Raw genomic sequence first — 26,051 nt, 5'->3', positions numbered from 1 at the left:
GTCAGGTTCACCACATGCGCAGCTGAGAGCTGATCCCGGTGTCACGGGGGTGTGGGCTGAGAATCACACCACAGCCTGCGGCCTATTGCCGTTCGATGGTGACCACAGTCCCGTAGTCGGGTTCCCCAGACTGAGGGTCGTATTTCCGCGGTAACAGCACGTTGCACTCGGGCCAAAAGCCCTGGACGTGTTGTTGGCGGCAGGGACCCTGTCTTGCGACCGCCTGCATCTGACCCGCCTCGGAGCGCACCAGGATGGTCTCGCCGTCCTCGACTCCGACGCTCTGAAGGTCACGCGGGTCGAGGAACAGCGTCGAGCGGGTTGCCTGCTTCGTCAGCGGATCCGTGTTGCCGTAGGTCATCGAGTTGAACTGCTTGCCGCGTCGCATACGCAGCAAGAACGTGCCCTCAGGTACATCGACGCGCGGGATCTTCACCGCGGAGAAACGCGCTTTGCCGTCGGGCATCCCAGGGAAACCGTCAGCGCCCAGCTGTGGGCCACCCCACTGCAGTGAGTCGCCTTCCTGCTCTAGCTTCTCGATGCCCGCATACAGGGGAATCAACTTGGCCATTTCCTGGCGGATTTGTTTGCTGTCGCGATAGTCGAACAGGTCCTCGCGCTCGGGCAGCAACTTCTTGCCGATCAGGCACGGGATCTCCCACTCCGCGCGTGCTTCTCCCACGCGTGGGCCGGGGATTTCCGGAGTGAAGCGGATGCGCCGCTCGGTGGAGGTACTGGTGCCGCCGCTCTTCTGCTCGTAGCGAGTCTGGGCTGGCAAAAGCAACACCGCCTCCTTGGCGGGGAGTAGCGTCGAGGTGTTGAACACGATGTCCTGGTGGACCCTCAGCCCGACGTTGCTCAGGGCCTCGCGCGCGTGCTTGCGGTCAGGCATCGTCTCGAGGTGATTGCCGCCAACCAGGTAGAGCAGGTCGAGGCCTTGCTTGCCGGCGTGCTCGAGGAGCTCCGTGGCGCGCATGCCCGAGCGGTGGGGGATGGGATGGTTCCAGGCTGCCTCGAAGGGTTTGCAGTTCTCCGGGGTGATGTCCTGGGCGCCGGGGAGCTTGTCGCTGTCAGCGCCACACTCCGCCGAGCCCTGCACCCCCGAGTGGCCGCGGATGGGCATGATGCCGCACTTGGGTCGGCCAATGTTTCCGCGCGACAATGCGAGGTTGACGACCATCTTCACGTTCTCGACCCCGAACTCGTACTGTGTGAGGCCCATCGAGTAGACGATGACCGCGCTCTTGCTCTGCTTGTAGAGCTCCGCTAGCTCGCGGATACGCTCCTCGCTGATTCCGGAATCCTGCACGATTTCTGCCCAGCTCGTGCGCTTCAGCTGGGCGCGCAACTCCTCGCTGCCGACGGTGTGCGCCGCGACGTACTCGTCGTCCCAGCCGCTGATCTCGTCGAGCGCCTTGAGTAGGCCCGTCATGAGCGCGATGTCGCCACCTGGACGCACGTCGTAGTAGTCGTCCATCAGCTTGCTGCCGAATAGCGCCGATGAAGCGATGCTAGGGATCCAGTAGCGCTCGAGGGCGGGCTCCTTGAATGGGTTGATGACGACCACGCGAGTGCCTGCCTTGCGCGCGGCGTGCAGATACTTGGTGCTGACGGGTTGGTTGTTCGGCAGGTTGCTGCCGATGATCAACAAGAGGTCAGTACCGATCCAGTCGGAGAGCGAAATCAAGGGTGCAGCGAAGCCAGTCGTCTGCTTGAGTCCGACGCTCGATGCCGCGTGGCAAAGCCGCGCGCAGGCATCGATGTGGGGCGTGCCGGCGATGCGCGCGAGCTTCTGCAGCGTGTAGTAGGTCTCGTTGGTGAGCCCGCGACTCGTGACGAACATGCCAACCCGATCCGGATCGGCCACCCGCAGCTTGTCTGCGATGAGCGTGGAGGCTTCGTCCCAGCTGATGCGGGTGAACGCGCCCTCGCCGGCCCTACGCAACAAGGGGTAGGGGAGACGTCCGAGGCGATGCAGTTCTTCGTTGGTGAGCGCGTCGAGGCGGTCCACGTCTGCGTACCAGCTCGCGTCGATGGCTCCCATCGTGTTCAGCTTGAGGAGCTTCAGGCGTGAGAGGCACAGGTGCGTTCCCGGGATGACGTCGTCCTTGAGTCCGCGAGGGCCCAAGGAGCATCCGTCGCACACACCGTGACGCAGGATGCGGAGGGCGTAACCCCAGCGTCCCCGGTTGTCCCAGAGGACGCGCAACATCTCGCGGTAGTGCCGTGGCTTGTTGCTGCTCAGGAGCCCGAACGGGATCGCGAGGCTCAGCCAGCGCCAGAGGGTCTTGAGCACTCCCATCCGCCAAGGCTAGTGCGCCCGATCTGCCGGTCGCTAGTAAATGAGGTTGGGAGCGCCGGGTTTCATTGCGGCCTCCCGCAGGCGAGACGCACTACGTTGCAGACTGTTCAAGGCGCGGCGTCGGCGCCTGCGTCGCTCGCGATCGGATTGCCGTCCACGTCGGTGTCCCAGTAAGCGTCCTTGCGCGGGCTCTGCACCTTCACGCGCAGGCGGATCGCCATGCTGCGTGGCAGATCGCGCTTCACGCTCACGAAGCCGACGTGTGCGTTCTCAAGACGAAGCTCCGACAGCGCCCGCCCCGCGAGTGGCGGGATACGCTCCAGCTTGATGTCCGAGAGCGGGAAGAGATTGTCTTCCAGCTTGCCAGTGCCTTGGAGCTTCACGGGCACCGCCTTGCCCACCTTGCCGTCCTTATAGATGTACTGGTCGACGTTGGACGGACGCTTGGGGTCTTGTGCCTGGAGCACGACGCGCGTCGGGTAGATGCGCAGCTCAATGGCTTGCACGTCGCCACCCACCGCTTCCTTGAGAGCCTCCAGGGCGCCGCTCAGGGGCTTTTCCGTGAGGAGAGACGGTCCCTTTTCGGGGTTGGTGCTTGCGACGGTAGGAACTGGATCCGACGACACACGGCTCTTACACCCATTGGCTCCGAGGACAGCCAGAGCCGCGATTGCTACGGCGCTCACACGCGCGCGCCCGCGCCGTCTGGCGCGCGGTACGCTGTTGCGCGCCGGTAGTCTGCTTGTGGCTCGGGGGTGGAGCACGATGGCGAAAAAACCTCCTCGCGGGTTGGTACGTCGACGTTCAGACGGAGACGTTGAACTCCCGGAGTGCGGTGTTGAGGCTGGTCTTCTTGTCGGTGCTTTCTTTGCGCTGACCGATGATCAACGCGCAGGGCACTTGGTATTCTCCCGCCGGGAAGCGCTTTGTGCGAGTTCCTGGGATCACCACGCTGCGTGGCGGGATGCGACCCTTCAGCTCGACCGGCTCACTGCCGGTCACATCGATTACCTGGGTGGAGGAGGTGAGGGTCACGCCAGCTCCGATCACCGACTCGCGCTCGATCAGCATGCCCTCCACGACGATGCAGCGCGAGCCGATGAAGCAGCCGTCCTCGATGATGACGGGTTGGGCGCCCGGGGGCTCGAGCACGCCACCGATCCCCACACCACCAGACAGGTGACAGTCCTTGCCTATCTGCGCGCAGGACCCGACGGTTGCCCAGGTGTCGACCATCGTACCCGAGCCGACGTAGGCGCCGATGTTGACGTAGCCCGGCATCACGATCGCACCCTTTTCGATGAAGGAGCCGAAACGCACGGTTCCGGGCGGAACTACGCGGACGCCGGCTTCTTGCAGGTTGTGCTTGAGTGGCACCTTGTCGAAGAACTCGATTGGGCCCGCGTGCCAGGTCTCCATCTGGGCCACACCGAAGTAGAGCAGCACGGCTTGCTTGATCCACGCGTGGGTCGTCCACTTTCCGGGGCCGTCTTGGGTCGCGACGCGGATCTGGCCCGAATCGAGCAGGCCGAGCGTGTCCAATACCGCCTGCTTGTGCTTGTCGTCGTTGAGGAGCGCTCGATCTTCGAACGCCGCGCTGACGAGTGCCTTCAAGTCTTCGAGCCTATTTGCGTCGGTCGTGGGCATGAGGGCATGGATGTACCGACCCCCTCTTGCCTGGGCAAGCCCCCAAGCTTGCCTCAGCCGCTGGCGCGGGTTGCGTCGGGGCCCCAGGTGAGGACCAACTCCCCTGAAGCATCTCCGAGCTTGGCGCCGCTGAGTGCTGCGACGGCGTTCAGGCAAGTCGCCGCAGGCTGGATTTTTGCTGGCAGCCCAACGGTGAAAGCGCCCTCGGGCGCTACGTCGAGGGCGCGTAGCCTCAGCTGACAACCGCCCCCCGCCGCGGGGGAGATGGTGAGCTGGGCCGGTCGCTGACCCCCATCGGTGACTGCCGAAGCACCGAGCACGATCAGCTGGGTCGCGACCTTGGGGTTGACCAGCAGCTCCTCTCCAAGGCGCTCTGCGGTCAGTCCAATGTGCGCTCGTGGCCCGGCGGTTTCCCCGCCGGCCGCCAAGGCTTGCTGGGCGAGCTGGGTCAAGTCGATGTGCACCTGGCGCCCGCTGGAGGCTTCGTCCAAGCACTCAGCGAGAGCGCGCACCGCGTCCAGCTCATTGGTCTTCACGGCAACCAGCTGCTCGAGGTCGAGGCGCTTCTTGGCGGTGAGCGTCTTACGACGGGCCTTGCCTAGCGCGTCTACCAGCTCTTTCGCACGGGGTACGGCGAAGGCTTCGAGTTCCTGAGTCGGCGCGGGATCCGAGAGCTGTCCCGCCACGGCCGTCAGCAGTGCGCTGACGGTCGGAGCGAGGCTCTGACAGGAAGCATGCACGTCGGGGATCACCGAAGACAGCGCTCTCGGTCCCACGCGGATCGATTTCAACAGCTGCTCCAGGTTGCGGAGCGCGCTTAGCGTCTCGCGCAACGAGCCCCGAGCGGCTTCGAGTGAAGCATCCGATGACCGCAGCTGAGAGGTTCCCGAAGTGAGCATTCCCGATCAGTGTGCTTGGTATGAGCTAGGCGGCGCTTGAACGTTGGGTACGCGCCCAACGGAGCGTACCCAGCGTGCCGCATGTCGCATCGCAGACGCGAGCGAATCATCTTCCCGCCTCGCTGCAGGCGTCAGATGGGGCCTATAGCAACTCGTGTCCAGGGAAGAAATACGCGGTCTCGATCAGGCCGTTTTCCGGGGAGTCCGAGCCGTGAGTGGCGTTCTCACCCACATTGGCGCCAAAAAGCTTGCGGATGGTGCCTTCGTCCGCCTTGGCCGGGTCCGTGGCGCCAATCACCTTGCGCCAGTGGGCGACGGCTTCATCCCGCTCCAGCGCGGCGATCACCACCGGGCCACGGGTCATGAACGTGCAGAGCTCGTCGAAGAACGGGCGCTCGCGGTGTACGGCGTAGAAGCCTTCCGCCTGTGCGCGGCTCAGCTGAGTCTGCTGCATGGCGACGATGCGAAAGCCTTCGTCCAGCACCCGCTGGATGATGCTGCCTTGGACCTTCTTCTCCACGGCGTCGGGCTTGATGATGCAAAGGGTGCGCTGGGTAGGCATTGAGTACTCCTGATTTCGTCGGGTTGCACCGGAGCGGGCAACAAGGGTTTGCGGCCTTTCGCAGCTGGCATCAGCGCCCTCGAAGCTCGTTCGCGCCTGGTTGGCGCAAGCTGAGGGGACCGCTCCGTGCGTTCGGCGCGGCCCTCTTAGCACCATCCTCTGACTCAGGAAACCAACTCACCGCGAGGATCGACGGCGTTCGAGCGTCACCGGCCCGTCGCACGCGGCTCGGGCGGGCGCGGCGGGCCACCGCAGCAGCGCCACTTGCCTTCGCTTTTATCCGCAAACGCGCAACTGACGCTCACGCGGGGAGCCTCGATCGCGTACGCTTCGACGAGCATGGCAGGCGTGCGCGAAGAGCACCCAGAGCTGATGGCGCAGGCGGCTGACGCGTGTTCGAGGCTGCTCGGCATCACCCCTACGGAGGTGCAACCACCCCGCCGTGCGCCCGTGGGCCTGCCGGAGTCCTTCCGTTGTATCTTCGGGCGTCGGTCGGTGATCGCGACGTCTCGGCCTAACTCCCGGGCGCTTGCCCTCGAAGCTCGCGCCCTGCGTGAGCTCGGCGACCGCGGTGTGCCCGTGCCTAAGCTGCTGGCCGAGTCTGAAGACTGGATCATCGTCGAGGACGTCGGAAGCCGTCGCATGTCACGGGAGCTGAACCAGGGCGAGAATTTACCCGTGGAAAAATGGGTGGGAGCCTGTCTGTCAGGGCTCTCCGCCGCCCACGCAGCTGGGCGCGTGGCGCGACTGGATGCGGTATTTGACCCGCTGCGGGAAGGGCGGCTCGATGAGTTGCTGCAGATGGTGCCTGTGCTGGGGAGCCTTGCGGCACTCGATACGCCCCGGCTCGACGAAGCTGCAATACACGCAATCATAAACCTCACGGAAACAAACTTCATCAAGCACACGGCGAGCCCCGCCTACATGGTGTTGATGGATGAGCCGCAACGTCCCGTTGTGCTGATCGACTGGCAGGCCGCGGGACCCGGAGATCCGCTCGAAGACTTGATGACCCTGCTCAGTGACGAGTCACTGCCCGATGTGCCCGAAGTAGAGGCGCGATTGCTCAGCGTACACCTGCCGGATTTCGGCGGCGCGGAGCGCGCCCAAGCGGCCTACATCCTGGGGTCGCTGTACGTCGTGCGTCGGATGGTGATGATCCTGAGCTACAAGGGAGACGACGACTGGTGGGACAGCGATGCAGCTCTAGCGCGGGACCTGCCGTTTGTCCGCGCGGAAGCGATTTTGCGCCTGGTCAACCGGGGGCAGCGCTGGATGCGTCAATCTGGTGAGCTAGCGCCGTTGGCGGACTGGCTTGCAGCCGTCGGACGCTTTGCGACGATCAAGCGCGCCGACTGAAACGGCGCAAAGAACGCTTGCTCCGGTGTGCTCACGTCAAAGCCTGCTGCCCGCAGGTTCGAGCCAAGCTTAGGCCAGGTGTGGGTCAGGTAGTACATGTGGAACTGCGGCCGCACGAGGTAGTTCCGCACGTGCGTCAGGCCATTGTACGCTCGAGAGAGCAGCCACGCCGGGTGCCAGGGCGGGGGGTGGTCGAAGGTCACGAGGACGAAGCGACCGCCAGGCGAGAGGCACTCGAGCACGCCGGAAAAGAAGCTCACTGCCTCTTCCTCGCGGATATGACCCAGGGCGCCAAAGCAGGTGGCGCAATCAAACCGGCCGTGGAGCTCTGCGTGCTCCCCGAGCGCCATCACATCCGCCCGAATCAGCCGAATTTGGGGGTGAGGTGCGTCTGGAACTCGCTGCGCACTCTCCTCGATACGGCGTCGGGCTTGCTCCAACATGTTGCGACTGAAATCGACGCCGACTACCTCTTCGCGGGTCACTCGCGCCAGCATCTCCAGGCCGACGCCTGTCCCACAGCAGAGGTCGACACTCGCGCGCGGCGCTTCGCCAGCTCCAAGGTACGCCTGGCAACCCTGGAGGATCGCGTCCGGCGTGCGAAACGGAGTCCAGTCGAACTTCGGCGCCAGGAGGTCGTAGCCACGCTCCGTGGAGCTGAGCGCCTGCTCTGCCAGTTCCCAGAAGCGCGGACCGCGTGCCCCGAACATGAGCCGAAAGCTAGCAGGAGCGGGCCGCGAGGGAGAGCGCGGTTGTGCTCGGAGTGGCGCTGGCCCCCGCGTTGCACTAGATCCTGGCTGCGCTGGGGGACGCATCAAGACCATGTTTTTCCCGACGCTTTCTCTCGAAGATCCCCGGACCGGTGAGCCCCGCAGCGAAGGCACGGCAAACTACGCCGTGCGCTACGAAGACATCGCTCAGGATGGCCGCGTCCGCCTCGAAGCTATCCCGCAGGGCGTAGGCTTCAGCGCGTGGCGTAAGTTGCTCCGCGACACGCCGCTTCCCGAGCTAGCGAAGCGTGCGCACATCGCGGCCATCCCGAGCCGCTTCTTCATTCAGACCTTCGGCGGTCCGGTATCCGTAAGGAACCACCTCGAGGCGACATCGCGCTACCAGCTGGCACGCGCCGAGCGCGACGGTGAGGTCACGCGGCTGCTCTTGAATTTCCATACCGACATCTGGGGGATAGCCGAGCGCACGTATGACCCGCAGCCGCAGCACAAGGGCGAACGAATCCACGTCGGACGCATCTTCTCCGAACAGGTGTGGACACGGCCATTCGCGGCCGCCGGAGAGCGCCGCGTGTTGCGTTTGCCCGCCGGCCTCGGCGTCCCGGAAGTGCCTGAGGAGGTCTACCCATGGCGCGACCCGGCTGAAGTCGTGGAGCTCCCTGAAGGAGCGCGCTGGTTGGAGGAGCGCGAGTCGCCGGACCCCCAGACGCTGCACTTTGGCTTGGTGCACACGGACTCCAACCAGCACGTCAACAGCCTCGTCTACCCACGGGTGATCGAAGAAGCGGCGCTCAGGCGGCTCGCGACGTTAGGCCGAGATTTCGCGCTGCTCGGCAGTGAACTCGAGCTGGCGTTCGCCCGACCTTGCTTCGCGGGCCGCAGCTACCGCGTGTGGCTGCGGCTCTTCGAGCTGACGGTTGAAGGGAACATGCGAGTCGGCGCGTGCGCTCGCGTGCTCGCAGAGCCAGACAGCGGAAAGCCCCACTGCCTCGCGAGGCTTCTGTTCTAGCCCTGTGGATCGCCCGTTTGGATGAGCTCTAGTGAGAGCTGCCGCGCGAGGTTGCGCAACAAGCGAACTCCAAGCGTCGGGCGGCGTTGGATCAAACGGCGGAAGCGCGGCCCATCCAGGCGAATCAACCAAGTGGGCTCCACCGCCTCCAGGCTGACCTCCGAGATGTGTGGGTTCACCAGCGCGGTTGCCTGGGCGTGATGTCCTCGGGTCAGTTCGCGCTCCCCCTTCGGGCCGGTCTCACGCAAGCGACCCCGGATCACCATCAACATGCCGTCAGACGAATCCCCGCGGATCAACGGGCGCTCACCGATCGCGAGCGCCGTCACGTCTGCCAGGTTGAGCACCCGGAGCAAGCCGTCCATGCGCAGCTCTTGGCACAGGAAGGAACTCTCGAGCACTTTCAGCTCGACCTTGTTCTCCGGGCTGAGTTCGAAGTCAGTTTCGAGCAGCGTGTCAGCCGGCGCTCGAGCCGAGCGCACACAAACGACCGTGACGTTGTCGCTGCCCCCGCGCACGTTCGCCAGATCAACCAACGTCTGCGGCAGGTTCTGGATTTGGTTTTCCTCGAGGATCATCCCCAGCTCCTCGGGACTCTCCAGCGCGCCGCTCAAGCCGTCGGAGCACAGCACCATGGTGTCTCCGGGCAAGACGTCGAACAGCAGTGTGTCGACGAGCACCGTCTCCTGAACGCCCAAAGATCGCGTCAGCACCGAAGCGTAGGGGTGACGTTTCGCCTCTTCTGGGCTGATGGTACCGCTGCTGATCAAGCTCGCGACGAACGTGTGATCCGAGCTCAGCTGATGCACCTGACCTTGACGGTACAGATACAGTCGGCTGTCTCCGACGTGGCCCATCACCGCGAAGTCACCGACCAGCAACAGCAACGTGATGGTAGTGCCCATGCCTCGCAGGCGTGGATCTGCCGCGGCGCGACCAAACACTTCCCGACACGCGACCTCGACCGCCGTCTCGACCAGCTGCACCAGCGCGTTGCGCCCGTCCTTGGTCTTCACCAGATCAGCGAAGCTTGCGTGAGACTCCTCGAGCATACGGGCGGCCGTATCCACCGCGAGGCGCGAAGCGACCTCGCCGCCTTGGTGACCGCCCATGCCGTCGCACACCACGTACAGCCCGAGGTCCCGGTCGATCAGAAACGAGTCTTCGTTGTTCTCTCGCTTCTTGCCGACGTCGCTCAGGCCTGTCGCGATGTACCGCATCCTGTGTCCTTTCCCCATGGACAGCACCGCTGGGCGCCCGCGCTATCCGCGTCCATTGTTACATCATTCCGCAGCGGGTGGGGTCAAAGTCGCCCGAAAGCCTCAGTCCCTGGCAACGATCGGGCTAAGTTTTGGCCATTCAGGGTTGTCTAGTTGCAGCATCGTCTCGAGGGTGATCTCGCCCTCTTCGATTTTCTGGCGAAAGTAGCCGACCGGGTACAGCCACGCGGCGGAGTGCCAGATGCGTCCTGTCGTCACCTGTTCGGAGCCGCGTTCGGCGCCGTCGACCCACACCAACTCGAGCTCTGCGATCCGGGCGGTCTGCCGGATACCAAACGCGTCGGGCGCGACCCAGCGCAACAGCTTGTAGTTGCGACGTGAGAAGAACTCGCCGGACCCATCTTGGTAGCGCCGGTCCACGCTCCAGGTCGCTCCGACTCCGAGCTCGCCCTCCGGTGCGATGTCGATCAAAACGCTCGGCAGTATTGCCCGGGAAAAACCCAAGAACGGAGCCTCGCTGCGATCTTCGAAGCTCGCGCCGAGCAGCTTGCTGGTGAGGTGCTGCTCGGCTTCGGGTAGTTCGAACGTCAGCAATACTTGCCGTGCGGATTTTTCCGGGGGAGAGGGCATGCGAACAGAAGCATGCAGCGTCACGCGTCCGGAAGTGTCAGTGCCCAGCGAAGTTGCGCTCCAAGCCGCGACCCGTCGCTGCTGCGCGCGGGGAGCCATGCTCGTGAAGTCGGGTGACAAGTGTTGGCGTGGCGTCGCGCCCCTCTCTCGCAGTCTCACGACTGCCTGCTGCAGGCTGTAGCCGGCGGGGCGTGACGCCTCAGGTGTGGAGTGCTCCGCGGAGCCGGAGGGTGCAGTGCCCTGCGTTGGCACCGGGTGCGGTTCGGAGACCGGCGTGCGCTGTGAGCCACACGCGAGCGCGAGCGTCAGCGCTGTGAGCGGCAGCAGGAAAACGAAACGCGGGTTCACGGGATGAGAACGCTAGAGCCGACGGTCTTGCGCGACTCGAGGTCCATGTGAGCGAGGCGTATGTCGGCCAGCGGGTAGCGCTGCCCGATGTGAACGCTGAGCACGCCCGCGCGGAGCACTGAAAATAGCGCTTCGCTGGCTTGAAGTAGCTCGGTGCGATCGTGGGTGTAGGTGCCCAACGTTGGGCGCGTCAGGAAGAGCGAGCCCTTCTGACTGAGCAATGCGATGTCCAGAGCCGGCACCTTGCCCGACGCTTGTCCAAAGCTCACCATCAGCCCGCGGGGCGCCAAACAGTCGAGGGAGTCCATGAACGTGTCCGCGCCCACCGAGTCGTAGACCACGGGCACGCCGGCACCTCCGGTCAATTCACGCACTCGCGCGGAGACCGATTCCTTGCGGTAAAGGATGACCTCGCTGGCCCCATACTGGCGTGCCAGCCGCGCCTTTGCCTCGCTGCCTACCGTCGCGATCACCGTCGCGCCCAGGTGCTTTCCCCATTGGCAGAGCAGACTGCCTACGCCACCTGCCCCGGCGTGCACCAAGATGGTCTCTCCCCCCCTGACCTGAAAGGTGCGTCGCAGAAGATATTCGGCGGTCAGGCCCTTGAGGAGCGCTGCCGCAGCTACTTCGTCGCTGATGTCGTCAGGCAGGGGGACGAGGCGATCCGCGGGGATCAGGCGATACTCGCTGTAGGCGCCGAGGCTTGCCCCCGCGTAGGCAACCCGATCACCGACCTGCAAGTCGTCCACCCCTTCGCCGACCGCTGTCACCACCCCGGCGCCTTCGGCGCCTGGAGTGAACGGCAGGCTGGGAGCCTTGTATAAACCCGTGCGGAAATACGTGTCGATGAAGTTGAGACCGATCGCGCGGTGACGGATCTGAGCCTCGCCGGGGCCTGGTAGCGGTATGACCTGAGTCTCGAGCTGAAGGCTGTCGATGCCGCCAGTCTCGCGTACCACCACGACCTGATGTGTTCCGCTGCTCATGCCGCGAGGCTACTCCTTCGCGCGGCCAAGGACACTACTGAGGCGAATCTGTGATTCGCTGAACGAATCACGCGGCGGGACACTAGCTCCAGGCGAACACTGGTTGCTCGTAGTGAGCCACCCGCGTCTCGCGGTCGAAAAGCGCGACCTCGCGAAATTGATAGATGAGCGCAGCGGTCGGCGCAAAGATCCTCAATTCTCCTAGGCGCATCGAGAGCACTGGCCGATCGCTCTCGGGGATCGGCCACAGATCGATCAGATCGTCGCGTTCGAGCATCGCCAACGGAATGCGATGGATCGCCCCGACCTCCGCCGGCGCGGCAGTCAACGCGGGCGCCTCGCCCCCCCACAGCACGACCGGGGTCATGCGAAAGCCCGAGCGCGTCTCGAAGTCGTCGAGACACCCGAGCACCTGCTCACCCGAGAGCTGCAGGCCCACCTCTTCCGCGAGCTCTCGGCGCGCCGCGAGCATGGGAGTTTCGCCAGGATCCATCCGACCTCCGGGCAGGGCGAACTGCCCGGGATGGTGTGAAAGTTCGCGGGCCCGCTGGGTCAAGATGAAGGCCGGTCCGGCGGCCTCCTTGACCAGGGTGAACGCGACCGCTGCGGGTCGCAGCTCGGGATTCTCGATCGTGTGGCGCTCGAAACGCTGGAGACGACTACGGATTGGGTCGAGCCACGGGGCTCCACGGTTGGCGACGAGGTGGGACACGGGCAAGGCTGAGGAGTGTTGCACAGCTGCGACGCTGGGGGGCGCGCATGACGCGGGGCGAAAAGCTCAGCTGAAAGATGTTGCGGCTGCGAAGCACAGACCTGCACTCGTGCGCGTTGTTGGATTGCCGTTTCCTCCCCAGGGCAGTAGTTACGACGCGAGCCTCAGGTTGCCACGAGTTGGCTTCCCCAGGCGGCAACCGAGCCGCGCGCTGCGCGTAGGAGACACAGTCAAAATGGTGCACGAGTCGATTCTGGATGCGGTTGGGGGCACCCCGATGGTGAAGCTCTCGAGGATCGCCCACAACTTGCCTTGCGAGCTCTTGGGCAAACTCGAGTTCATGAATCCCGGTGGTTCCGTCAAGGATCGCATCGGCGTGCGCATGCTGCTCGAAGCTGAGAAATCCGGCCGCATCAAGCCCGGAGACACCTTGATCGAGCCAACCAGTGGCAACACCGGCATCGGCCTGGCGATGGCCGCTGCGGTGCGTGGCTATCGCATGATCATCACCATGCCCGAGAAGATGAGTCGGGAGAAGCAGGTGGTGCTCGAGGCGCTCGGGGCCGAAATCATTCGTACCCCCACGGAAGCGGCCTGGGACTCTCCCGAGAGTCATATCGGTGTCGCCAAGCGTCTGCGCGAGGTGATCCCGAACTCCCATATCCTTGATCAGTACTCCAACGAGGACAATCCGCTCGCTCACGTCGAAGGCACCGGGCGGGAAATCATCGAGCAGTGCGGGGGCAAGCTGGACGCGCTGGTCGCCACGGCCGGCACCGGAGGAACGATCACGGGTATCGCTCGCGTGATCAAGCAGGAGATCCCCGGCTGCAAGATCATCGGTGTCGACCCCGAGGGCTCGATCCTGGCGGGCCCCGGCGAGATCCGCTCCTACAAGGTCGAGGGCATCGGCTACGACTTCATTCCCGATGTGCTCGATCGCTCGCTGGTCGATCGCTGGATCAAGTCGAACGATCGCGACTCCTTCCGCGTTGCGCGTCAGTTGATCCGCACGGAAGGGCTATTGTGCGGCGGTTCTTCAGGAGCAGCGGTTTGGGCCGCTCTGCAGGTGTGTCGCGAGTTACCCGAAGGCTCCCGCGTATGCGTGATCCTCCCCGACAGCATTCGCAACTACTTGACCAAGTTCGTAGATGACGGATGGATGCGCCAGCACGGCTTTGCTCACGCTGACTGGGAGATGGGTACCATCGCCGAGATGGTGAGGAGTCGGCCGCCTCAGACCGTCATCACGGTGCCCGATGACCGCTCCCTCGGTGATGCGGTGGAGCTGTTCAAGCGTCACGGGATCTCGCAAATGCCCTGCACCTCTGACGGCGTGCTAACCGGGATCATCACGGAAACGGATTTGCTCTCGCAGTTGGTGCAGGGGCGGAAGCAGGATTCGTCGATCGCCGAGGTGATGGTGCGGCGGGTCTCCACCGTTTCCGCGCATGACTCCGCTGCAACGCTGCAGGAGATCTTCGAGCGCGGCGAGGTGGCCATCGTGGTGGACGACGAGCGACACGTGCTCGCTGTGTTGACCAAGATGGACCTGATCGACTTCCTGGCGAACCGGACTCGGCTGCAGGAATCACGGCAGCAGCCTCGCTAGCCAGGCTTCCAAATCGTAGGCCCGACGGCCCGCACATGCTAAAGATGCCAGCGTGGCGATAGATCCCGGCGCCTCCCTACTCAACAAGTTGCTCGACGGTCGTTACCGTTTGGAGCGAGAGTTGGGGGAGGGAGGCTCCGGAAGGGTCTTCGCGGCGACCCACATCGCCCTCGAGTCGCAGGTGGCGGTGAAGGTGCTGAACCTGCCCGCCAACTTGAGTGTAGAGCAGCACGCGAGGCGCCTAGATGATTTCCTCGAGGAAGCGCGAACGCTCACTCGGCTGCGTCACCCCAACATCGTCACGGCCATCGACCTCGGTGTGGTCGAGGTCGATGGTGTGCTGCGCCCCTACTTCGTGATGGAGCTTTGCCAGGGGCTCAGCCTGCGGGACTTCATCGAAGATCATGGCGGCGTTGGGCTCGCCGTAGCTTGGCAGCTCGTCGAACCGCTGGTGCGTGCCGTGGCTCACGCGCATCGGCTCGGTGTAGTGCACCGAGACATCAAGCCGGGCAACGTGATGCTCGACACCCACCCTGAGGATGGGAGCTGGGTGCCGAAGCTCATCGACTTTGGAGTCGCCAAGGCAATTCAAGTTGACGTCGAGCCCGGCACAGGACGCACGCAGACGACCTCTGGAGCGAGTCCGTACACCCCCGCCTACGCGGCACCCGAGCAAGTCGTCGGTGGTCGTACGGGACCGTGGACGGACGTACACGCCCTCGGCCTGTTGTTCATCGAGCTGGTCACGGGCATGCCTGCGTACGACGGAGAAGACCCCCGCATGCGGGTGATCGATGGGAATCGCCCGAGCGCGTCCGCACACGGAGTCGATGTTGGTGCCTTCGCGCCGGTGCTAGAGCGCGCGGTCTCGCTCAAGCCCCAGGACCGCTACCGAGACGCGGGTGAGTTGCTCACGGCGCTGCTTGCTTGCGCTGTTGACGCAGGCTTGGCTGCAGAAACGAAACCCCGGGCCAGGGTCCACAGCGCCGCGTTTCAAGACACGCTCGACCTGCGCTCAGGTGAGACCGCCGAGCCACGGGTACTTGGGGATACCGAGACGGAGCAGCCGATCTCACGGGATGCGGTTTCTCTTGGTCAGTCCACGGAGCTGGCCACGCGCGCCGCGCCCTCACCCGCCAAAGAAACCTCACGGAAAACCTGGTGGATCGGTGCTCTCGGTGCGGTCGCCGTTTCAGGGCTGGGGCTGGCTTTGGGACTCGGAGCCTTTTCGAAACCCGAGGTGGCTGCGGAGCCGCCCGCGAGCGCTGGCGCCCCAACTTCCCTCTCGGTCTCTACCGAAGCCGCATCCGTCGAGGCGCCCGTGAGCAGTTCGGCCGCAGCGTCGGTTTCTGCGGCGCCCAGCGCTTCGCCCAGCACCAGCACCGCGTTGACCGCGAAGCGCCCAGCGAATCCCTTGCCGGCGACCAGCGTCCGCGCGAAGCCGCAACCCCCAGAGCAGGCGAAACCGCCCACGCTGTACTGAACGGCGGTCTAACGCCGTTTCTAGGCAACCTGGGCTGCCTGGGTTACACCACACGGACGTTGGAGAGTCGTCTGCTTGCCTGCCTACTGGGCATTTCGTTGTTTGCGGGTGCCTCTGGTGCCCGTGCTGAAGGTGCTGCCGAGCGTGCTGCCGCAGAGGCTGCGTTCGCCGAAGGCGTGAAGCTCATGCAGGCCGGCGATCTCGCGGCCGCCTGCAAGCAGTTCGAGAGCGCGACCGAGTTGTCGCAGCGCAAGGCCGTTGGCGGGATCCTGATGCTGGCTGATTGCTACGCCAAGCAGGGTCGGCTCGCGAGTGCTTGGGCCACATACAAGGAAGTCATCGCCAAGGCTCAGCGTGCAGGTCAGGCGGAGCGCGAACGCACCGCGAGCCAGCGCGTGGCTGAGCTCGAGCCCAGGCTACCAAAGCTTCGGGTGGGCTTCGCTGCTGGGTTCAAGCAAGTCGATGGATTATCCGTGAGGAAAAATGGCGTCGAGCTACCGCTGACGCTAATGAGCCAGGTGGTGCCCGTCGATCCCGGCAAGGTCACCGTCGAGGCTTCCGCGCCCGGCTTCGAGGCGTTTTCTGCTGTGGTGGAGGTAGCGGAAGGCGAGCTCGTCGAGGTTGAGATCCCTGCGCTCGCGCCGGTTGCGGCGACTGCCGTCGAGCCAGCGGCACCCGAGCCTGGCCCGCCGACCGCGGGGCTGCCCCATGACCAGGGCGCAGGGCCTCGGGACGGCGGGCACACCGCTCCACCAGACCATACCCTCGCCTATGTCGTCGGGGGCGTGGGTATCGCCGGGATCGTGACCTCCGGGGTGCTTGGGCTGATCGCGAAGGGCAACTACGACGCCGCCGTCGAGGATGGAAACTGTGAGACCATCGACGGCAGCCTGGTGTGCGATTCACCTGGCGATGTAAATTCCGCGAGGAATTTGGGTAACGTGGCGACCTACGTCTTTGCGGGTGGGATGGCGGTGACCGCCGTCGGCGTGCTGCTGTATTTGATAACGCCTGGTAGCGCCAGCGCCTCAGTGGTGCGTCAGACGGCACGTCTGAGGCCGAGCGCGGCAGTGGGGCCCCAAGGCGCCTGGCTTGGCATCGGGGGGGCGCTATGAGGCGGGCTGATGCCGTCTTGCGCGTCGGCGCGTGCGCATGCGTGGTCGCGCTGGGAGGCGTCGCGTGTACCCAGCTGTTCGGTCTAGATGAAGCCGAGCAGCGTTCGAGTCCGGTTTCAGGCGGTGCCGGCGGAACGATGTCGTCGGGGGGGAACGCCGGCGGAGGCGCTGGTGGTCTAGGCGGCTCTTCAGGGGCAGCTGCCGGTTCCGCGGGGATGAGCAGCGGCGGCAACCCGAACGGTGGCGCAGCAGGGGTCGGCGCTGGCGGTGTCGGAGCGGCTGCTGGTACCGGAGCGGCGGCTGGCACTGGAGCTGCGGCGGGCGCCGCTGGGACCGGCGGAACTACGGATACCTGCACGTTCGCCGCTCTGAGTGCTCCTTGGGTTAGGATCTCGTTCAACGGCTCGTTTGAGAATTGGAGCACGTCACTTCCTGCGTCGTGGAACAACGGAGACAATCACCCGCCAAACGGTAGCTACGAGAAGGTTGCCGGGTGTCACGGTGCAAACGCGCTGCGCTTGAGTGATCGCAGCTCAGGCGGCGCGATCCACGGCGCCCGTGGTTTCTTCACGCCACCTCCGCTGGGCACGACCTCGTGTTGGACCTTACGAGGCTATGGTCGACTCGTTTCGGGCATCCTGCTGGGCGCGGGCGCTACGCTCTATGTTGGCTCCGGCGCGTTCCAGGTTCAACCTCTCGCCATTACCTCAGGCTGGGAGAGCGGTTCCGTGGAGTTTTCACTGAACGAGTCGTTGGGGACCTCGCCGTTCGTCCAGATCTCGATCACTGCCGACACGATGGCCGAAACGACGACGGCCGATTTCGACAACATCGAACTCTGGTACCACGACGGCCCTTGCGGCAGCTGAAGGCGTATCCTCGAGGATATGCTTCACGCCCTCTGGAGCTAGGTCGCATCAGGCCGTGACGGTGGGGGATGGGACGGGCGACTCTGAATATCTCTCAAGCGCTCCAGGGCGCGCTCTCCGAGCGGGGTGACTGGGGTGTAGCCATCAGGTCGATGCTTGAGCTCGACGCCGCGTACTTCATCGTCGCGGCCCTCGAGCGCGCGATCGATGTCGGCGATCAGCGCGGTCATGCTTGGGTAACGATTGTCCGGGTGCTTGCGCAGCGCCGAGAGCACGATGCGCTCGATCGACGGTGGGATCGCCTCGAGTAGCCACGAAGGCGGCGGCGCGGGAGACAACAGCTGGTGCGCCAAGAGCTCCGTCTTGAGGGCCTCATCGAATGGCAGCTCTCTTGTCAGCAGCCTGAACATGACCACGCCGAGTGCATACACGTCAGCGCGCGCATCGGCATCTTCCGTCAATACCTGCTCCGGCGCCATGTACTCGATGGTGCCCGCGACCATGCCGCGCGAGAGCGGTGGCTCGTCAGCCAGCTTCGCGAGTCCGAAGTCGAACAGCTTGACGGTTGGGCTGCCTGCATTGCCGCACAGAAATAAATTGTCGGGCTTCACGTCACGGTGAACGATGCCCTCTGCGTGGGCAGCTGCAAGTCCCAGCGCGGCCTGGCGCACGATGCCGAGGGTGTAGCGAACGTGGGCTGCCGCGTCGTGATAGAGTTCAGGTCGCTGGAAGTGCTCGCCGAGCGTCTCTCCGCGCAAGCGTTCCATCACGAGGTAGGGCACGCCATCTTCCTCGTGCAGGCGGGCCTCGCCGTAGTCGAGTATTTCGACCACGTTTGGATGCGTCACTTTTGCAGAGACGTCGACCTCCCGGCGGAAGCGTTCGCGCGCTTCGCCTGTCGCGTGGCGTGCGACCTTGATTGCGACTTCCAGCCCGCTCTTGATCTCCCGCGCCAGGTAGACGTTGCCCATGCTCCCGCGACCGAGCAACGCTTCGACGTGGTAGCTCGAGTCGAGGGGAGAGCCTGTGAGGGGACCAGACACGAGATCCTGCTTCCTAGAGCGCAGGGCAAAAAAACGCTAGATCCCGACCATGGCCGCGAGAGATTTGATCCACTCGATGCTCAACAGGAACAGGCGGTTTTCGGAAACATACGGGCCGTGGGCGCTCGTGGCTGGAGGTTCCGAAGGGATTGGCGCGGCGTTCGCCAGCGAGCTTGCGCGGCGTGGCTGTAACTTGGTGCTCATCGCGGAGCGCGAGCAGCCGCTGCTGAAGGTCGCCGCTCAGCTCGCGCAACGCTTTCCCGTACAGGTTCGTCCCTACGTGGTCGATCTCGCCGATGTCGATGCCCAGGCTCAGTTGAGTGAACAGCTGGCGGACGTCGACGTCGGGCTCGGGATCTACAACGCGGCCTTCTCCGAGGTGACGTTGTTCAATGAGCAGAGCTTGGAGTCCAAGCTGCGGACGGTCGACGTGAACGCCCGCGGAGCGCTGATCTTTTGCGACTGGTTGGCCCCGCGACTCTCGCGCCGTGGGCGAGGTGGGTTGCTCCTGATGAGCTCGCTCGCGGCCCTCCAAGGCACACCACGAGTCGCTAGCTACGCCGCAACCAAGGCCTTCGACCTCGTGCTCGCGGAGTCGCTATGGCACGAGCTGAAGCGCGACGGTGTGGACGTATTGGCGGCGTGCGCGGGGGCCACGCGCACCCCAGGTTACGAGAAGACCAAGCCGAAGCACGCAGGGGTCCTCTCCCCCCCGGTCATGGAACCGGCAGACGTCGCGAAGGAGGCGCTCGACGCGCTGGGCAGTGGGCCGAGCCACGTCGTGGGAAGAAGCAACCGCATGGTGGTCTCGTTGCTCAGTCGGGTGCTGGGGCGCCGCCGCGCAGTGGAGACGTTGGGGCGCTCGATGGATGAACAGTACCAATGAATTGCCGCGCGGAATATCTGAGTGCGAGCTAGCGCTCGCCGGCGGCGGTTATTGCGACGCCGAGGTAGGCGCTGACCCGAAAGCGGTGGCGCTCCAGGGCCACCCCGTCATCTCGGATCACCCGAGGCTCCCCCAGCTGCACGTCGAGCAGTGTACCGAGCACCCCGTCGACGCGGTCGCCAAGCACCAACCTGAACTCTCCCATCAACGTCCCCAGCAGGGACTGGGACTCGGTGCGTCGGTCGCCGCTGTCGAGGATCACGCGCTCTGCGGTGATCCCAAGACCCCAGCGCGCCGGCAGCCACTGCTCGATGCCGAGGGTAAACAGGGTCCTCAGGTGAGCGACTCGCGGGCGAGAGTCAGTGAATTCGAAGGCGACCGTGGTGTCCGTCGACAGGCGAACGCCAGGGTTTGCTGCGAGGTTCTGCGCGACACCCTCGAAGCCTAGTCCGAGCCCAAACAACACGTTCGGATCGCGGGCATACGTCGTGGCGGCATAGGTCGGTTCGAAGTCCAACCTGTAAGGCGTTCGCGTGTTTCTTGGGGGGGAGGGTGAGCTATCGCGGATCTGATCAGTCCGTCGGGCGTCACTGGCGGGTGTGAGCCTTGGCTCCTGAGCGCTGGCGACCGCGACCTCTGCCTTTGGCTCGGCAGGCGTTTCCGCGGGGTCAGCGCTCAGGGCTGGCGCTGGCTCTTGCGCGTTCAAGGCTTCCACGCTGCTCCGAATCGCCAGCGCGAGCTCCTCGAAATGGACGTCGTCCGTCGCGCCGTTGCGCGTGATTTCACGCTCGGCGATTACTTCTCCGCCCTTGGTGAAAATCACCCGAGTGGACTTCGCGTCACCGAGGTCGACCCACACCGTGAGCTCGCCGCCCCCGCCGCTGCTAGCGGCCTCTGCGAGTTCCTGCGCGTTGACGCGCTTGCTCCGCACCTGAAGCCGCAGCTGTGCTGTCAACGTGCGATGCAGCGCCAATGCCTGCTCCGCGCTGCCACCGACGCGCACAGCGATGGAGCCTGCTCCCCAGGCTGGCAACGTGATGATCGCAAAGAACGTTGCCGTAAGGATCTGAATGAGTCGGCGTCGCAACCGCTCGGCGCTCGACTCCGACCCGCGTCGGGCGAACGCGGCGTCGAGCCGTGCGGACAGGCTCATGGATCGCTCAGCGCTCGCAAGCGCTGACGGGCTTCACCGGCAGCAGCAGACTTCGGGAAGCGCCGCAGCAGCTCGCGCCAGGCCTGGCGCTCACGCTTTGCGTCGGACATGGCTTGCAGCGCTCGCGCCCGCCCCACCAGCGCCTCTTCACGCAGCGCGGGCGGCTCATCACCGTGCCGCATGTATGCGTCGTAGGCTGACAGAGCCTGCTGAGGGCTGCCGTGATCCAGCGCGAGCTGAGCGAGCAGGGCGCGCGCCGCCTCGGATTCCCGAGCCTGGGGGTAGCGCTGGATCAATTCCCCGTAGAGAGCTTCCGCCCGCTCCAACCGCCCTTGGCTGCGCGCTGAGTTGGCTTTGCGAAAGAGCGCGCCGGCGCTTGGAGCGCCCACGGGCACCGGACGCACAGGAAGGCTGCTCGCTGCGCGCTTCGGGCCTGCTCCGCTGGATTGCCCTGCGGCAATGGGAGCGGGCGCCGCTGGGCTCTGGGGGGTTGCCACCGCAAGGGCTCTCGTTCCGAGCACCGAGGGCTCCGCGCGCTGCTGTTTGGGCGGGGGTGCCTGCGTGGTGGAAGCGGCGACGACCGGCCTGGCTGGCTCCACGTCGCTCTCCGCTTGCCTCCAGCCACCGACACTGCCAAGCGCCGCCGCGGCTCCGGCGATCAACAGCACTCCAGCCAACACTGCGCCGGCACGCTTGCGCTTGCCACCAGTGGGACGCCGGACCGGGGGCTTGGAAGGAGCGGGCGGCGACGGGCTCTCCGGCGCCCGCGCGCGCTCTTCGGCGATGCGCCCCAGCGCGCCACCGAGCGCTAGCTCGAGCGCGCCGTGGTCGACGGTCAGAGCTTGCTGAAAGTGCTCCCGCGCCTCTCGTTCCGCGCGGCAAGCAGCGCAGCGCTCCAGGTGAGCTTCGAGGACGCGCTCCTCGTCACGGCTCAGCTGGTTCTGGGCCCGCTTGTCGAAGAGCTCTTCGGGATGCAGCTCCGTGATGTTGCCCTGGGGCCCCAGGCAGCGCAGAGACCCGTCCTGCGGAAAACGGCGCGGGGTGCTCATGCTTCACCTCCAGCATCCGCGGCGCCCGGCTGCTCAGAGTCAGCGCGCTGTTGGTCCCAGAGTCGCTCTCGGAGCGCCGCCTTTGCCAGGCGCAGGCGGCTCTTCACGGTGTTGCGCGGGACCTCCATCGCCTCGGCTATCTCGTCGATGCTGAAACCCAGCACCGTGCGCAGCGCCAGCGTCTCCGCCTGTTCCTCGACCAGCTCATCGAGCAGGGCGTGGATGTGTGAGGCCACCTCTTCCCGCGGCGACACCAGCTGCTCTGGCTGCGCCAGGGCGTAGCTCTCGTGGACCTCGGCGCGACGCCGCTCCCTGCGTCGAGCAGCCAGCGCGGTGCGCGTGGTGATGCGACTCGTGTACGTCGCCAAGTTTGATTCCGCGCGGTATTGTGGAAGGCTGCGGATCAGCGCGACGAAAGACTGCTGCACGACATCGTCCGCGTCCGCATGCTGATTGCCGAGTATGACGCGCACCGTGCGGGCCACGAGCGGGCCCAGATCGCGCAACAGCTCCGTGATCGCGTCGAGCTCGCCAGCAACGGCGCGCTCAACCAGTTCAGGCTCGCGGGTGCTGCGCGCCAGCGCACCCTCGCTGCTTGAGTGCTGTCGGGCTTTGGGGGGAGTGGGCATCGGATCAGGAGACTGTTGACTCAGGACACTGTGGACTCAGGACACTGTGGACTCAGGAGACCAAGAGTAGCTCAACCTCGTACGGAGTGCGCTTCAGCTGGCTCTTGATCTTGCGCTTCGCGCGCAGCTCCAGCTGCCGGACACGTTCCCGGGAGACGCCGAGAGCCTGCCCGAGCTCGCTCAATGAGAGCTCTTCCTCTGGTCCCGCCATCAGGTGGCTCTCGACGATGAAGCGTTCGCGCTCGTCGAGGGACTCCAGGGCCGCGGCGACCACGTCCCGACGTACGTCGCAGACTTCCCGCGACAGCAGCAGCACCTCCGAGTCGGGAGCGTCGTCAGACAGCTCATCGAGACGCGTGGTTTGTCCACCGGTTGCGATCGGCTCATCGAGCGCGACGTCGCGACGATTCCATTCGGACATCCCACGCCGGAACTGCTCCACGCTGACGCCAGCCCGATCGGCCAGTGCTTCATCCACGGCGTCGCGATCGCCAGACTCCTGAATCATGCGCTCGCGCTCGTGGCGCAGCGGATGCAACCGCCGTTGAAGCTTGCTGCGCCCGGCTGGAACCAACGAGCGATTGTGCCAGACGAAGCTGAGCATCTCCGCGCGGACCCAGAAGCTCGCGTAGGTCATGAAGCGCAAGCCCCGCTCAGGATCGAACGTCTCGCACGCACGCAAGAGACCGATGCGCCCCACCGCCACCAAGTCGTCGAGGGGAGCGCGGCCAGAAGCGTACTTGTGCGCTAACGCGCGCACCGCATCCAGGTGCGACTCGACCAGTCGGTTGCGAGCGGCGACATCTTGACGGTCGCGCCAAGCGCGGCACAGCTCGAGCTCTTCCATTCGGTCCACGGTACTTGCCTGGTTCCCGCTGGAGCCCTTCGTGTTCAACGAGCGAACGGATTTGATATTGCGGTCGTGCACGTCGTCGTTCGACTCTGCAGACGACCAAGAATCATCGCTGAAACGCACGATTGCTCGCGATGCGGGGAAGGAGGCTGCCATCCCCGCTCTAGTAGGCTGAGCGTCGGGATCCGGGTCACGACGACCCGACGCTTTTTCCTCACTCAGCGTCGATTGTCCAAGCGACTGGGTGCTCGCTTTTTTCCACAGTGAATGACCTCCAAAGCGACTCGAGTTCTTGAGTGCACGTGAGGACGCGCTGCGGCTGGCGGCTGGGCTGCTTGCTTCGCCCACAGCTGGGAGCGCGCTGGCAGAATGTGAGGGGTTTTGGGCTGCAGAGGTGGCGCGTGAGCTCATGCAGCGAAGCATCGGGAAGCGCTGTGAAGGGCTTATTCGTAGAAGTATTAAGTAGTGTTGCGTTGGAACCCTCAGCTGAATACGGGGCGCCCTCACCCCCAAACCCGGACGCGGAGTACTTCGCGAGTCCCGCGTTTCTTCGCTGAGTTCGCTGTTCGTGAGTCGAGCTTTGTTACAGCTCGGAAACGCACGCGGGCGCTCGTGAACTACAAAAAGTCGCGAGGCGCCGTCCCTCCCTTTTTTGCTCACAATGTTCGTGAGCGGGGATTGACGACGCCTCGAGGCGGATTAGAGGGCGCGGCTAGCCGCTAGCTCAGAGCAGGCTCTTGAGCGTCACACCCATTTCCGCGGGGGTGGGAGCGACCTTCACTCCGGCGGCCTCGAGCGCGGCGATCTTGTCGCTGGCTGTGCCCTTGCCACCGCTGATGATCGCGCCGGCGTGCCCCATGCGCTTTCCGGGAGGAGCCGAGGTACCCGCGATGAAGGCCGCGACGGGCTTCTTCATGTTGGCCTTGATCCACGCGGCAGCGTTCTCTTCGGCGTTGCCACCGATCTCGCCCATCATCATCACCGCTTCGGTGCCGGGGTCGTCGTTGAACAACTTCAAGCAGTCGATGAAGTCCATGCCACCGACGGGGTCACCGCCGATGCCGATGGCCGTGCTCTGCCCGAGGCCGAGGTGGGTGAGCTGCCCGACGGCCTCGTAGGTCAGCGTGCCGGAGCGGCTGACCACGCCGATCTTGCCGGGCATGTGAATGTGCCCAGGCATGATGCCGATCTTGCAAGCGCCCGGAGTGATCACGCCGGGGCAGTTGGGGCCGACCATCACGGTCTTGGAGCCCTCGAGCTTGCGACGCACGCGGATCATGTCCATCACGGGCACGCCTTCGGTGATCGGAATCACCAGCTCGCAGCCCGCGTCGATTGCCTCGAGGATTGCGTCCGCGGCGCCGAGCGGCGGCACGAAGATGCAGCTCACGGTCGCGCCCGTTGCCTTCACCGCTTCACTCACGGTGTCGTAGACGGGGACGTCGACCTTCTTGCCGTTGGCGTCCTCAGCCTCGAACTTCTCGCCACCGCGACCGGGGGTGCAGCCGGCCACGATTTGCGTGCCGTAGGCGATGCACTGACGAGAGTGAAAGGAACCGGCGCTGCCGGTGATGCCCTGAACCAGGACCTTGGTGTCTTTACCAATCAAAACGCTCATGGTGTTTCTCCCTTGGTCCTTCAGGCCTGCTTCGCGAGCTCGACGATCTTCTGCGCGCCGTCAGCCATGCTGTCGGCGGGTTCGATCTTCAGCCCACTTTCCTTGAGGATTTTCTTGCCCTGGTCGACGTTGGTGCCTTCGAGGCGCACGACGAGGGGCACGGTGAGCCCGAGCTCCTTGGTCGCCGCGACGACGCCTTCAGCGATCACATCGCACTTCATGATGCCGCCGAAGATGTTGACGAAGATCCCCTTCACCTTGTCGCTCGAGAGGATCATCTTGAACGCCTTGGTGACCTGCTCCTTGTTGGCGCCGCCACCGACGTCCAGGAAGTTCGCGGGCTCACCGCCGTAGTACTTGATGATGTCCATCGTGCTCATCGCGAGGCCGGCGCCGTTCACCAGGCAGCCGATGTTGCCGTCGAGGGACACGTAGGAGAGGCCGGCTTCCTTGGCCTCGAGCTCGACCGGATCCTCTTCGTCCTTGTCCTCGAGCTCCGCCCACTCCTTGTGGCGAGCCTCGGCGTTGGAGTCGAAGTTGATCTTGGAGTCGAGCGCGACCACGTCGCCAGTGCCGGTGACCACGAGGGGGTTCACCTCGCAGAGCGAACAGTCTTCCTTCTCGAACAGCTTGGCCATCGCCGTCACGATCGCGCAGAACTGCTTGACCGTCTTCTTGGGGTCGGGGCTGCCCTCGCCAATCTTCAGGCCGTAAGCGATCTGGCGGGCCTGGAAGGCACCGAGGCCGATCAGCGGATCGACGTGGACGGTGATGATCTTCTCCGGCGTGTGCGCAGCGACCTCCTCGATGTCCATGCCGCCTTCGGTCGACGCCATGACCGCGATGCGACGCGCGGCGCGGTCGACGACGAGCGCCAGGTACAGCTCGCGCTTGATGTCGAGGCCTTGCTCGACGTACAGGCGGCGCACCTTCTGGCCCTCGGGGCCTGTCTGGTGAGTCACCAGCTGCATGCCAAGCAGCTGCTCGCCGACTTTCCGTGCGGCAGCGGGGCCGTCCTTGACCACCTTGACGCCGCCACCCTTGCCGCGGCCACCGGCGTGAATTTGCGCCTTGACCACCACCACCGGGATCTTGGTCTCGTCGATCAGCTTCTTCGCTGCCGCCTCGACCTCGTCGACGCTGAAGCAGGGCACGCCCTGGGGGATCGGGATGCCGTACTTCGCAAAAATCTGCTTGCCTTGATACTCGTGAATCTTCATCGCTCAGCCTTTCGCTGGGACACTTGCCTTCGAATCAGGGGCTTTTGCACTCTGCGTCCCGGGGATATTTCCCTCGGGAACCAAACTCTTGGAGACGGCTGAGGCCGGGCCGCCGC

24 protein-coding genes are annotated in these 26,051 nt (G+C 64.9%); 7 read left to right on the top strand and 17 right to left on the bottom strand.

Going from position 1 to position 26,051, the window contains the following annotated elements; genetic code table 11:
* Nucleotides 1-82 precede the first annotated feature (82 nt).
* The 5 genes from H6718_31360 to ndk form a co-directional block, all read right to left on the bottom strand.
* Nucleotides 83-2,302 carry an FdhF/YdeP family oxidoreductase gene (locus H6718_31360; protein ID MCB9589955.1) on the bottom strand — a complete coding sequence of 740 codons (2,220 nt, stop codon included), beginning with the start codon at nucleotides 2,300-2,302 and terminating at the stop codon, nucleotides 83-85.
* Nucleotides 2,303-2,409: 107 nt separating this feature from the next.
* Nucleotides 2,410-2,988, bottom strand: a complete 579-nt coding sequence (locus H6718_31355; protein MCB9589954.1) for a hypothetical protein — start codon at nucleotides 2,986-2,988, stop codon at nucleotides 2,410-2,412.
* A gap of 118 nt (nucleotides 2,989-3,106) precedes the next feature.
* The gene (locus H6718_31350; GenBank protein ID MCB9589953.1) at nucleotides 3,107-3,949 is read right to left on the bottom strand and encodes a 2,3,4,5-tetrahydropyridine-2,6-dicarboxylate N-succinyltransferase; all 843 of its coding nucleotides are present in this window, start codon (nucleotides 3,947-3,949) and stop codon (nucleotides 3,107-3,109) included.
* Between the two features lie 53 nt (nucleotides 3,950-4,002).
* The gene (locus H6718_31345) at nucleotides 4,003-4,848 is read right to left on the bottom strand and encodes a hypothetical protein (protein ID MCB9589952.1); all 846 of its coding nucleotides are present in this window, start codon (nucleotides 4,846-4,848) and stop codon (nucleotides 4,003-4,005) included.
* A gap of 142 nt (nucleotides 4,849-4,990) precedes the next feature.
* Nucleotides 4,991-5,410: a nucleoside-diphosphate kinase gene (gene ndk, locus H6718_31340; protein ID MCB9589951.1), complete on the bottom strand. Its 420-nt coding sequence runs from the start codon at nucleotides 5,408-5,410 to the stop codon at nucleotides 4,991-4,993.
* Nucleotides 5,411-5,749: 339 nt separating this feature from the next.
* On the opposite strand from ndk, the gene H6718_31335 reads away from it, so the two are divergent.
* A complete protein-coding gene (locus H6718_31335) occupies nucleotides 5,750-6,769 on the top strand; it encodes a phosphotransferase (GenBank protein ID MCB9589950.1) in 1,020 nt (339 codons plus the stop codon).
* Here the strand turns inward: H6718_31335 and H6718_31330 are convergent.
* The gene (locus H6718_31330; protein ID MCB9589949.1) at nucleotides 6,691-7,479 is read right to left on the bottom strand and encodes a class I SAM-dependent methyltransferase; all 789 of its coding nucleotides are present in this window, start codon (nucleotides 7,477-7,479) and stop codon (nucleotides 6,691-6,693) included. The two genes, H6718_31335 and H6718_31330, sit on opposite strands and share 79 nt — an antisense overlap.
* Nucleotides 7,480-7,591: 112 nt before the next feature.
* Here H6718_31330 and H6718_31325 point away from each other — a divergent pair, with 112 nt between their 5' ends.
* Nucleotides 7,592-8,509: a hypothetical protein gene (locus H6718_31325; GenBank protein ID MCB9589948.1), complete on the top strand. Its 918-nt coding sequence runs from the start codon at nucleotides 7,592-7,594 to the stop codon at nucleotides 8,507-8,509.
* On the opposite strand, the gene H6718_31320 is transcribed toward H6718_31325, so the two are convergent.
* The 4 genes from H6718_31320 to H6718_31305 form a co-directional block, all read right to left on the bottom strand.
* Nucleotides 8,506-9,729 carry a Stp1/IreP family PP2C-type Ser/Thr phosphatase gene (locus H6718_31320; protein ID MCB9589947.1) on the bottom strand — a complete coding sequence of 408 codons (1,224 nt, stop codon included), beginning with the start codon at nucleotides 9,727-9,729 and terminating at the stop codon, nucleotides 8,506-8,508. The genes H6718_31325 and H6718_31320 overlap by 4 nt on opposite strands.
* A 102-nt stretch (nucleotides 9,730-9,831) precedes the next feature.
* Entirely contained in the window at nucleotides 9,832-10,707 is an 876-nt protein-coding gene (locus H6718_31315; protein ID MCB9589946.1) for a hypothetical protein, read from the bottom strand.
* Complete coding sequence (locus tag H6718_31310) at nucleotides 10,704-11,693, bottom strand: quinone oxidoreductase (protein ID MCB9589945.1); 990 nt, start codon at nucleotides 11,691-11,693, stop codon at nucleotides 10,704-10,706. Before H6718_31310 ends, H6718_31315 begins: the two co-directional genes overlap by 4 nt.
* 82 nt (nucleotides 11,694-11,775) lie before the next feature.
* Nucleotides 11,776-12,360 (bottom strand): CoA pyrophosphatase, encoded by a 585-nt coding sequence (locus H6718_31305; GenBank protein ID MCB9589944.1) that lies wholly within the window; start codon nucleotides 12,358-12,360, stop codon nucleotides 11,776-11,778.
* Nucleotides 12,361-12,640: 280 nt separating this feature from the next.
* Here H6718_31305 and H6718_31300 point away from each other — a divergent pair, with 280 nt between their 5' ends.
* From H6718_31300 to H6718_31285, 4 genes are read left to right on the top strand one after another with little or no spacing between them, the layout of a single operon-like run.
* A complete protein-coding gene (locus tag H6718_31300; GenBank protein ID MCB9589943.1) occupies nucleotides 12,641-14,017 on the top strand; it encodes a cystathionine beta-synthase in 1,377 nt (458 codons plus the stop codon).
* A 52-nt stretch (nucleotides 14,018-14,069) separates the two neighbouring features.
* On the top strand, nucleotides 14,070-15,500 hold the full coding sequence (locus H6718_31295; protein MCB9589942.1) for a serine/threonine protein kinase: 1,431 nt from the start codon (nucleotides 14,070-14,072) through the stop codon (nucleotides 15,498-15,500).
* Between the two features lie 59 nt (nucleotides 15,501-15,559).
* On the top strand, nucleotides 15,560-16,615 hold the full coding sequence (locus H6718_31290; GenBank protein MCB9589941.1) for a hypothetical protein: 1,056 nt from the start codon (nucleotides 15,560-15,562) through the stop codon (nucleotides 16,613-16,615).
* Nucleotides 16,612-17,484: a hypothetical protein gene (locus H6718_31285; protein ID MCB9589940.1), complete on the top strand. Its 873-nt coding sequence runs from the start codon at nucleotides 16,612-16,614 to the stop codon at nucleotides 17,482-17,484. The genes H6718_31290 and H6718_31285 overlap by 4 nt, the downstream gene beginning before the upstream one ends.
* A gap of 38 nt (nucleotides 17,485-17,522) precedes the next feature.
* Here the strand turns inward: H6718_31285 and H6718_31280 are convergent, their stop codons facing one another.
* Nucleotides 17,523-18,527, bottom strand: coding sequence for a serine/threonine protein kinase (locus H6718_31280; protein ID MCB9589939.1), 1,005 nt, complete (start codon nucleotides 18,525-18,527; stop codon nucleotides 17,523-17,525).
* 127 nt (nucleotides 18,528-18,654) lie between these two features.
* On the opposite strand from H6718_31280, the gene H6718_31275 reads away from it, so the two are divergent.
* Nucleotides 18,655-19,413, top strand: coding sequence for an SDR family NAD(P)-dependent oxidoreductase (locus H6718_31275; protein MCB9589938.1), 759 nt, complete (start codon nucleotides 18,655-18,657; stop codon nucleotides 19,411-19,413).
* 28 nt (nucleotides 19,414-19,441) lie between these two features.
* Here the strand turns inward: H6718_31275 and H6718_31270 are convergent, their stop codons facing one another.
* The 6 genes from H6718_31270 to sucC form a co-directional block, all read right to left on the bottom strand.
* Nucleotides 19,442-20,566: a hypothetical protein gene (locus H6718_31270; GenBank protein MCB9589937.1), complete on the bottom strand. Its 1,125-nt coding sequence runs from the start codon at nucleotides 20,564-20,566 to the stop codon at nucleotides 19,442-19,444.
* Nucleotides 20,563-21,615, bottom strand: a complete 1,053-nt coding sequence (locus H6718_31265) for a tetratricopeptide repeat protein (protein MCB9589936.1) — start codon at nucleotides 21,613-21,615, stop codon at nucleotides 20,563-20,565. The genes H6718_31270 and H6718_31265 overlap by 4 nt, the downstream gene beginning before the upstream one ends.
* The gene (locus H6718_31260; protein MCB9589935.1) at nucleotides 21,612-22,244 is read right to left on the bottom strand and encodes an RNA polymerase sigma factor; all 633 of its coding nucleotides are present in this window, start codon (nucleotides 22,242-22,244) and stop codon (nucleotides 21,612-21,614) included. Before H6718_31260 ends, H6718_31265 begins: the two co-directional genes overlap by 4 nt.
* A gap of 52 nt (nucleotides 22,245-22,296) precedes the next feature.
* Nucleotides 22,297-23,253, bottom strand: coding sequence for a sigma-70 family RNA polymerase sigma factor (locus H6718_31255; protein ID MCB9589934.1), 957 nt, complete (start codon nucleotides 23,251-23,253; stop codon nucleotides 22,297-22,299).
* 568 nt (nucleotides 23,254-23,821) lie between these two features.
* Entirely contained in the window at nucleotides 23,822-24,715 is an 894-nt protein-coding gene (sucD, locus tag H6718_31250) for a succinate--CoA ligase subunit alpha (protein MCB9589933.1), read from the bottom strand.
* 20 nt (nucleotides 24,716-24,735) lie between these two features.
* Nucleotides 24,736-25,935, bottom strand: coding sequence for an ADP-forming succinate--CoA ligase subunit beta (sucC, locus tag H6718_31245; GenBank protein ID MCB9589932.1), 1,200 nt, complete (start codon nucleotides 25,933-25,935; stop codon nucleotides 24,736-24,738).
* Nucleotides 25,936-26,051 lie beyond the last annotated feature (116 nt).

It is taken from the genome of Polyangiaceae bacterium, assembly GCA_020633205.1.
Lineage (GTDB): Bacteria > Myxococcota_A > Polyangia > Polyangiales > Polyangiaceae > JAHBVY01.
The sequence above is the reverse complement of the archived record's forward strand: the minus strand, read 5'-3'. Positions and strand labels throughout refer to the sequence as shown.

Coding starts and splice junctions, on each gene's coding strand:
- H6718_31360 (MCB9589955.1), bottom strand. CDS start 2,302: ATGGGAGTGCTCAAGACCCTCTGGCGCTGGCTGAGCCTCGCGATCCCG.
- H6718_31350 (MCB9589953.1), bottom strand. CDS start 3,949: ATGCCCACGACCGACGCAAATAGGCTCGAAGACTTGAAGGCACTCGTC.
- H6718_31345 (MCB9589952.1), bottom strand. CDS start 4,848: ATGCTCACTTCGGGAACCTCTCAGCTGCGGTCATCGGATGCTTCACTC.
- ndk (MCB9589951.1), bottom strand. CDS start 5,410: ATGCCTACCCAGCGCACCCTTTGCATCATCAAGCCCGACGCCGTGGAG.
- H6718_31335 (MCB9589950.1), top strand. CDS start 5,750: ATGGCAGGCGTGCGCGAAGAGCACCCAGAGCTGATGGCGCAGGCGGCT.
- H6718_31330 (MCB9589949.1), bottom strand. CDS start 7,479: ATGTTCGGGGCACGCGGTCCGCGCTTCTGGGAACTGGCAGAGCAGGCG.
- H6718_31325 (MCB9589948.1), top strand. CDS start 7,592: ATGTTTTTCCCGACGCTTTCTCTCGAAGATCCCCGGACCGGTGAGCCC.
- H6718_31320 (MCB9589947.1), bottom strand. CDS start 9,729: ATGCGGTACATCGCGACAGGCCTGAGCGACGTCGGCAAGAAGCGAGAG.
- H6718_31310 (MCB9589945.1), bottom strand. CDS start 11,693: ATGAGCAGCGGAACACATCAGGTCGTGGTGGTACGCGAGACTGGCGGC.
- H6718_31300 (MCB9589943.1), top strand. CDS start 12,641: ATGGTGCACGAGTCGATTCTGGATGCGGTTGGGGGCACCCCGATGGTG.
- H6718_31285 (MCB9589940.1), top strand. CDS start 16,612: ATGAGGCGGGCTGATGCCGTCTTGCGCGTCGGCGCGTGCGCATGCGTG.
- H6718_31270 (MCB9589937.1), bottom strand. CDS start 20,566: ATGAGCCTGTCCGCACGGCTCGACGCCGCGTTCGCCCGACGCGGGTCG.
- H6718_31265 (MCB9589936.1), bottom strand. CDS start 21,615: ATGAGCACCCCGCGCCGTTTTCCGCAGGACGGGTCTCTGCGCTGCCTG.
- H6718_31260 (MCB9589935.1), bottom strand. CDS start 22,244: ATGCCCACTCCCCCCAAAGCCCGACAGCACTCAAGCAGCGAGGGTGCG.
- H6718_31255 (MCB9589934.1), bottom strand. CDS start 23,253: ATGGCAGCCTCCTTCCCCGCATCGCGAGCAATCGTGCGTTTCAGCGAT.
- sucD (MCB9589933.1), bottom strand. CDS start 24,715: ATGAGCGTTTTGATTGGTAAAGACACCAAGGTCCTGGTTCAGGGCATC.
- sucC (MCB9589932.1), bottom strand. CDS start 25,935: ATGAAGATTCACGAGTATCAAGGCAAGCAGATTTTTGCGAAGTACGGC.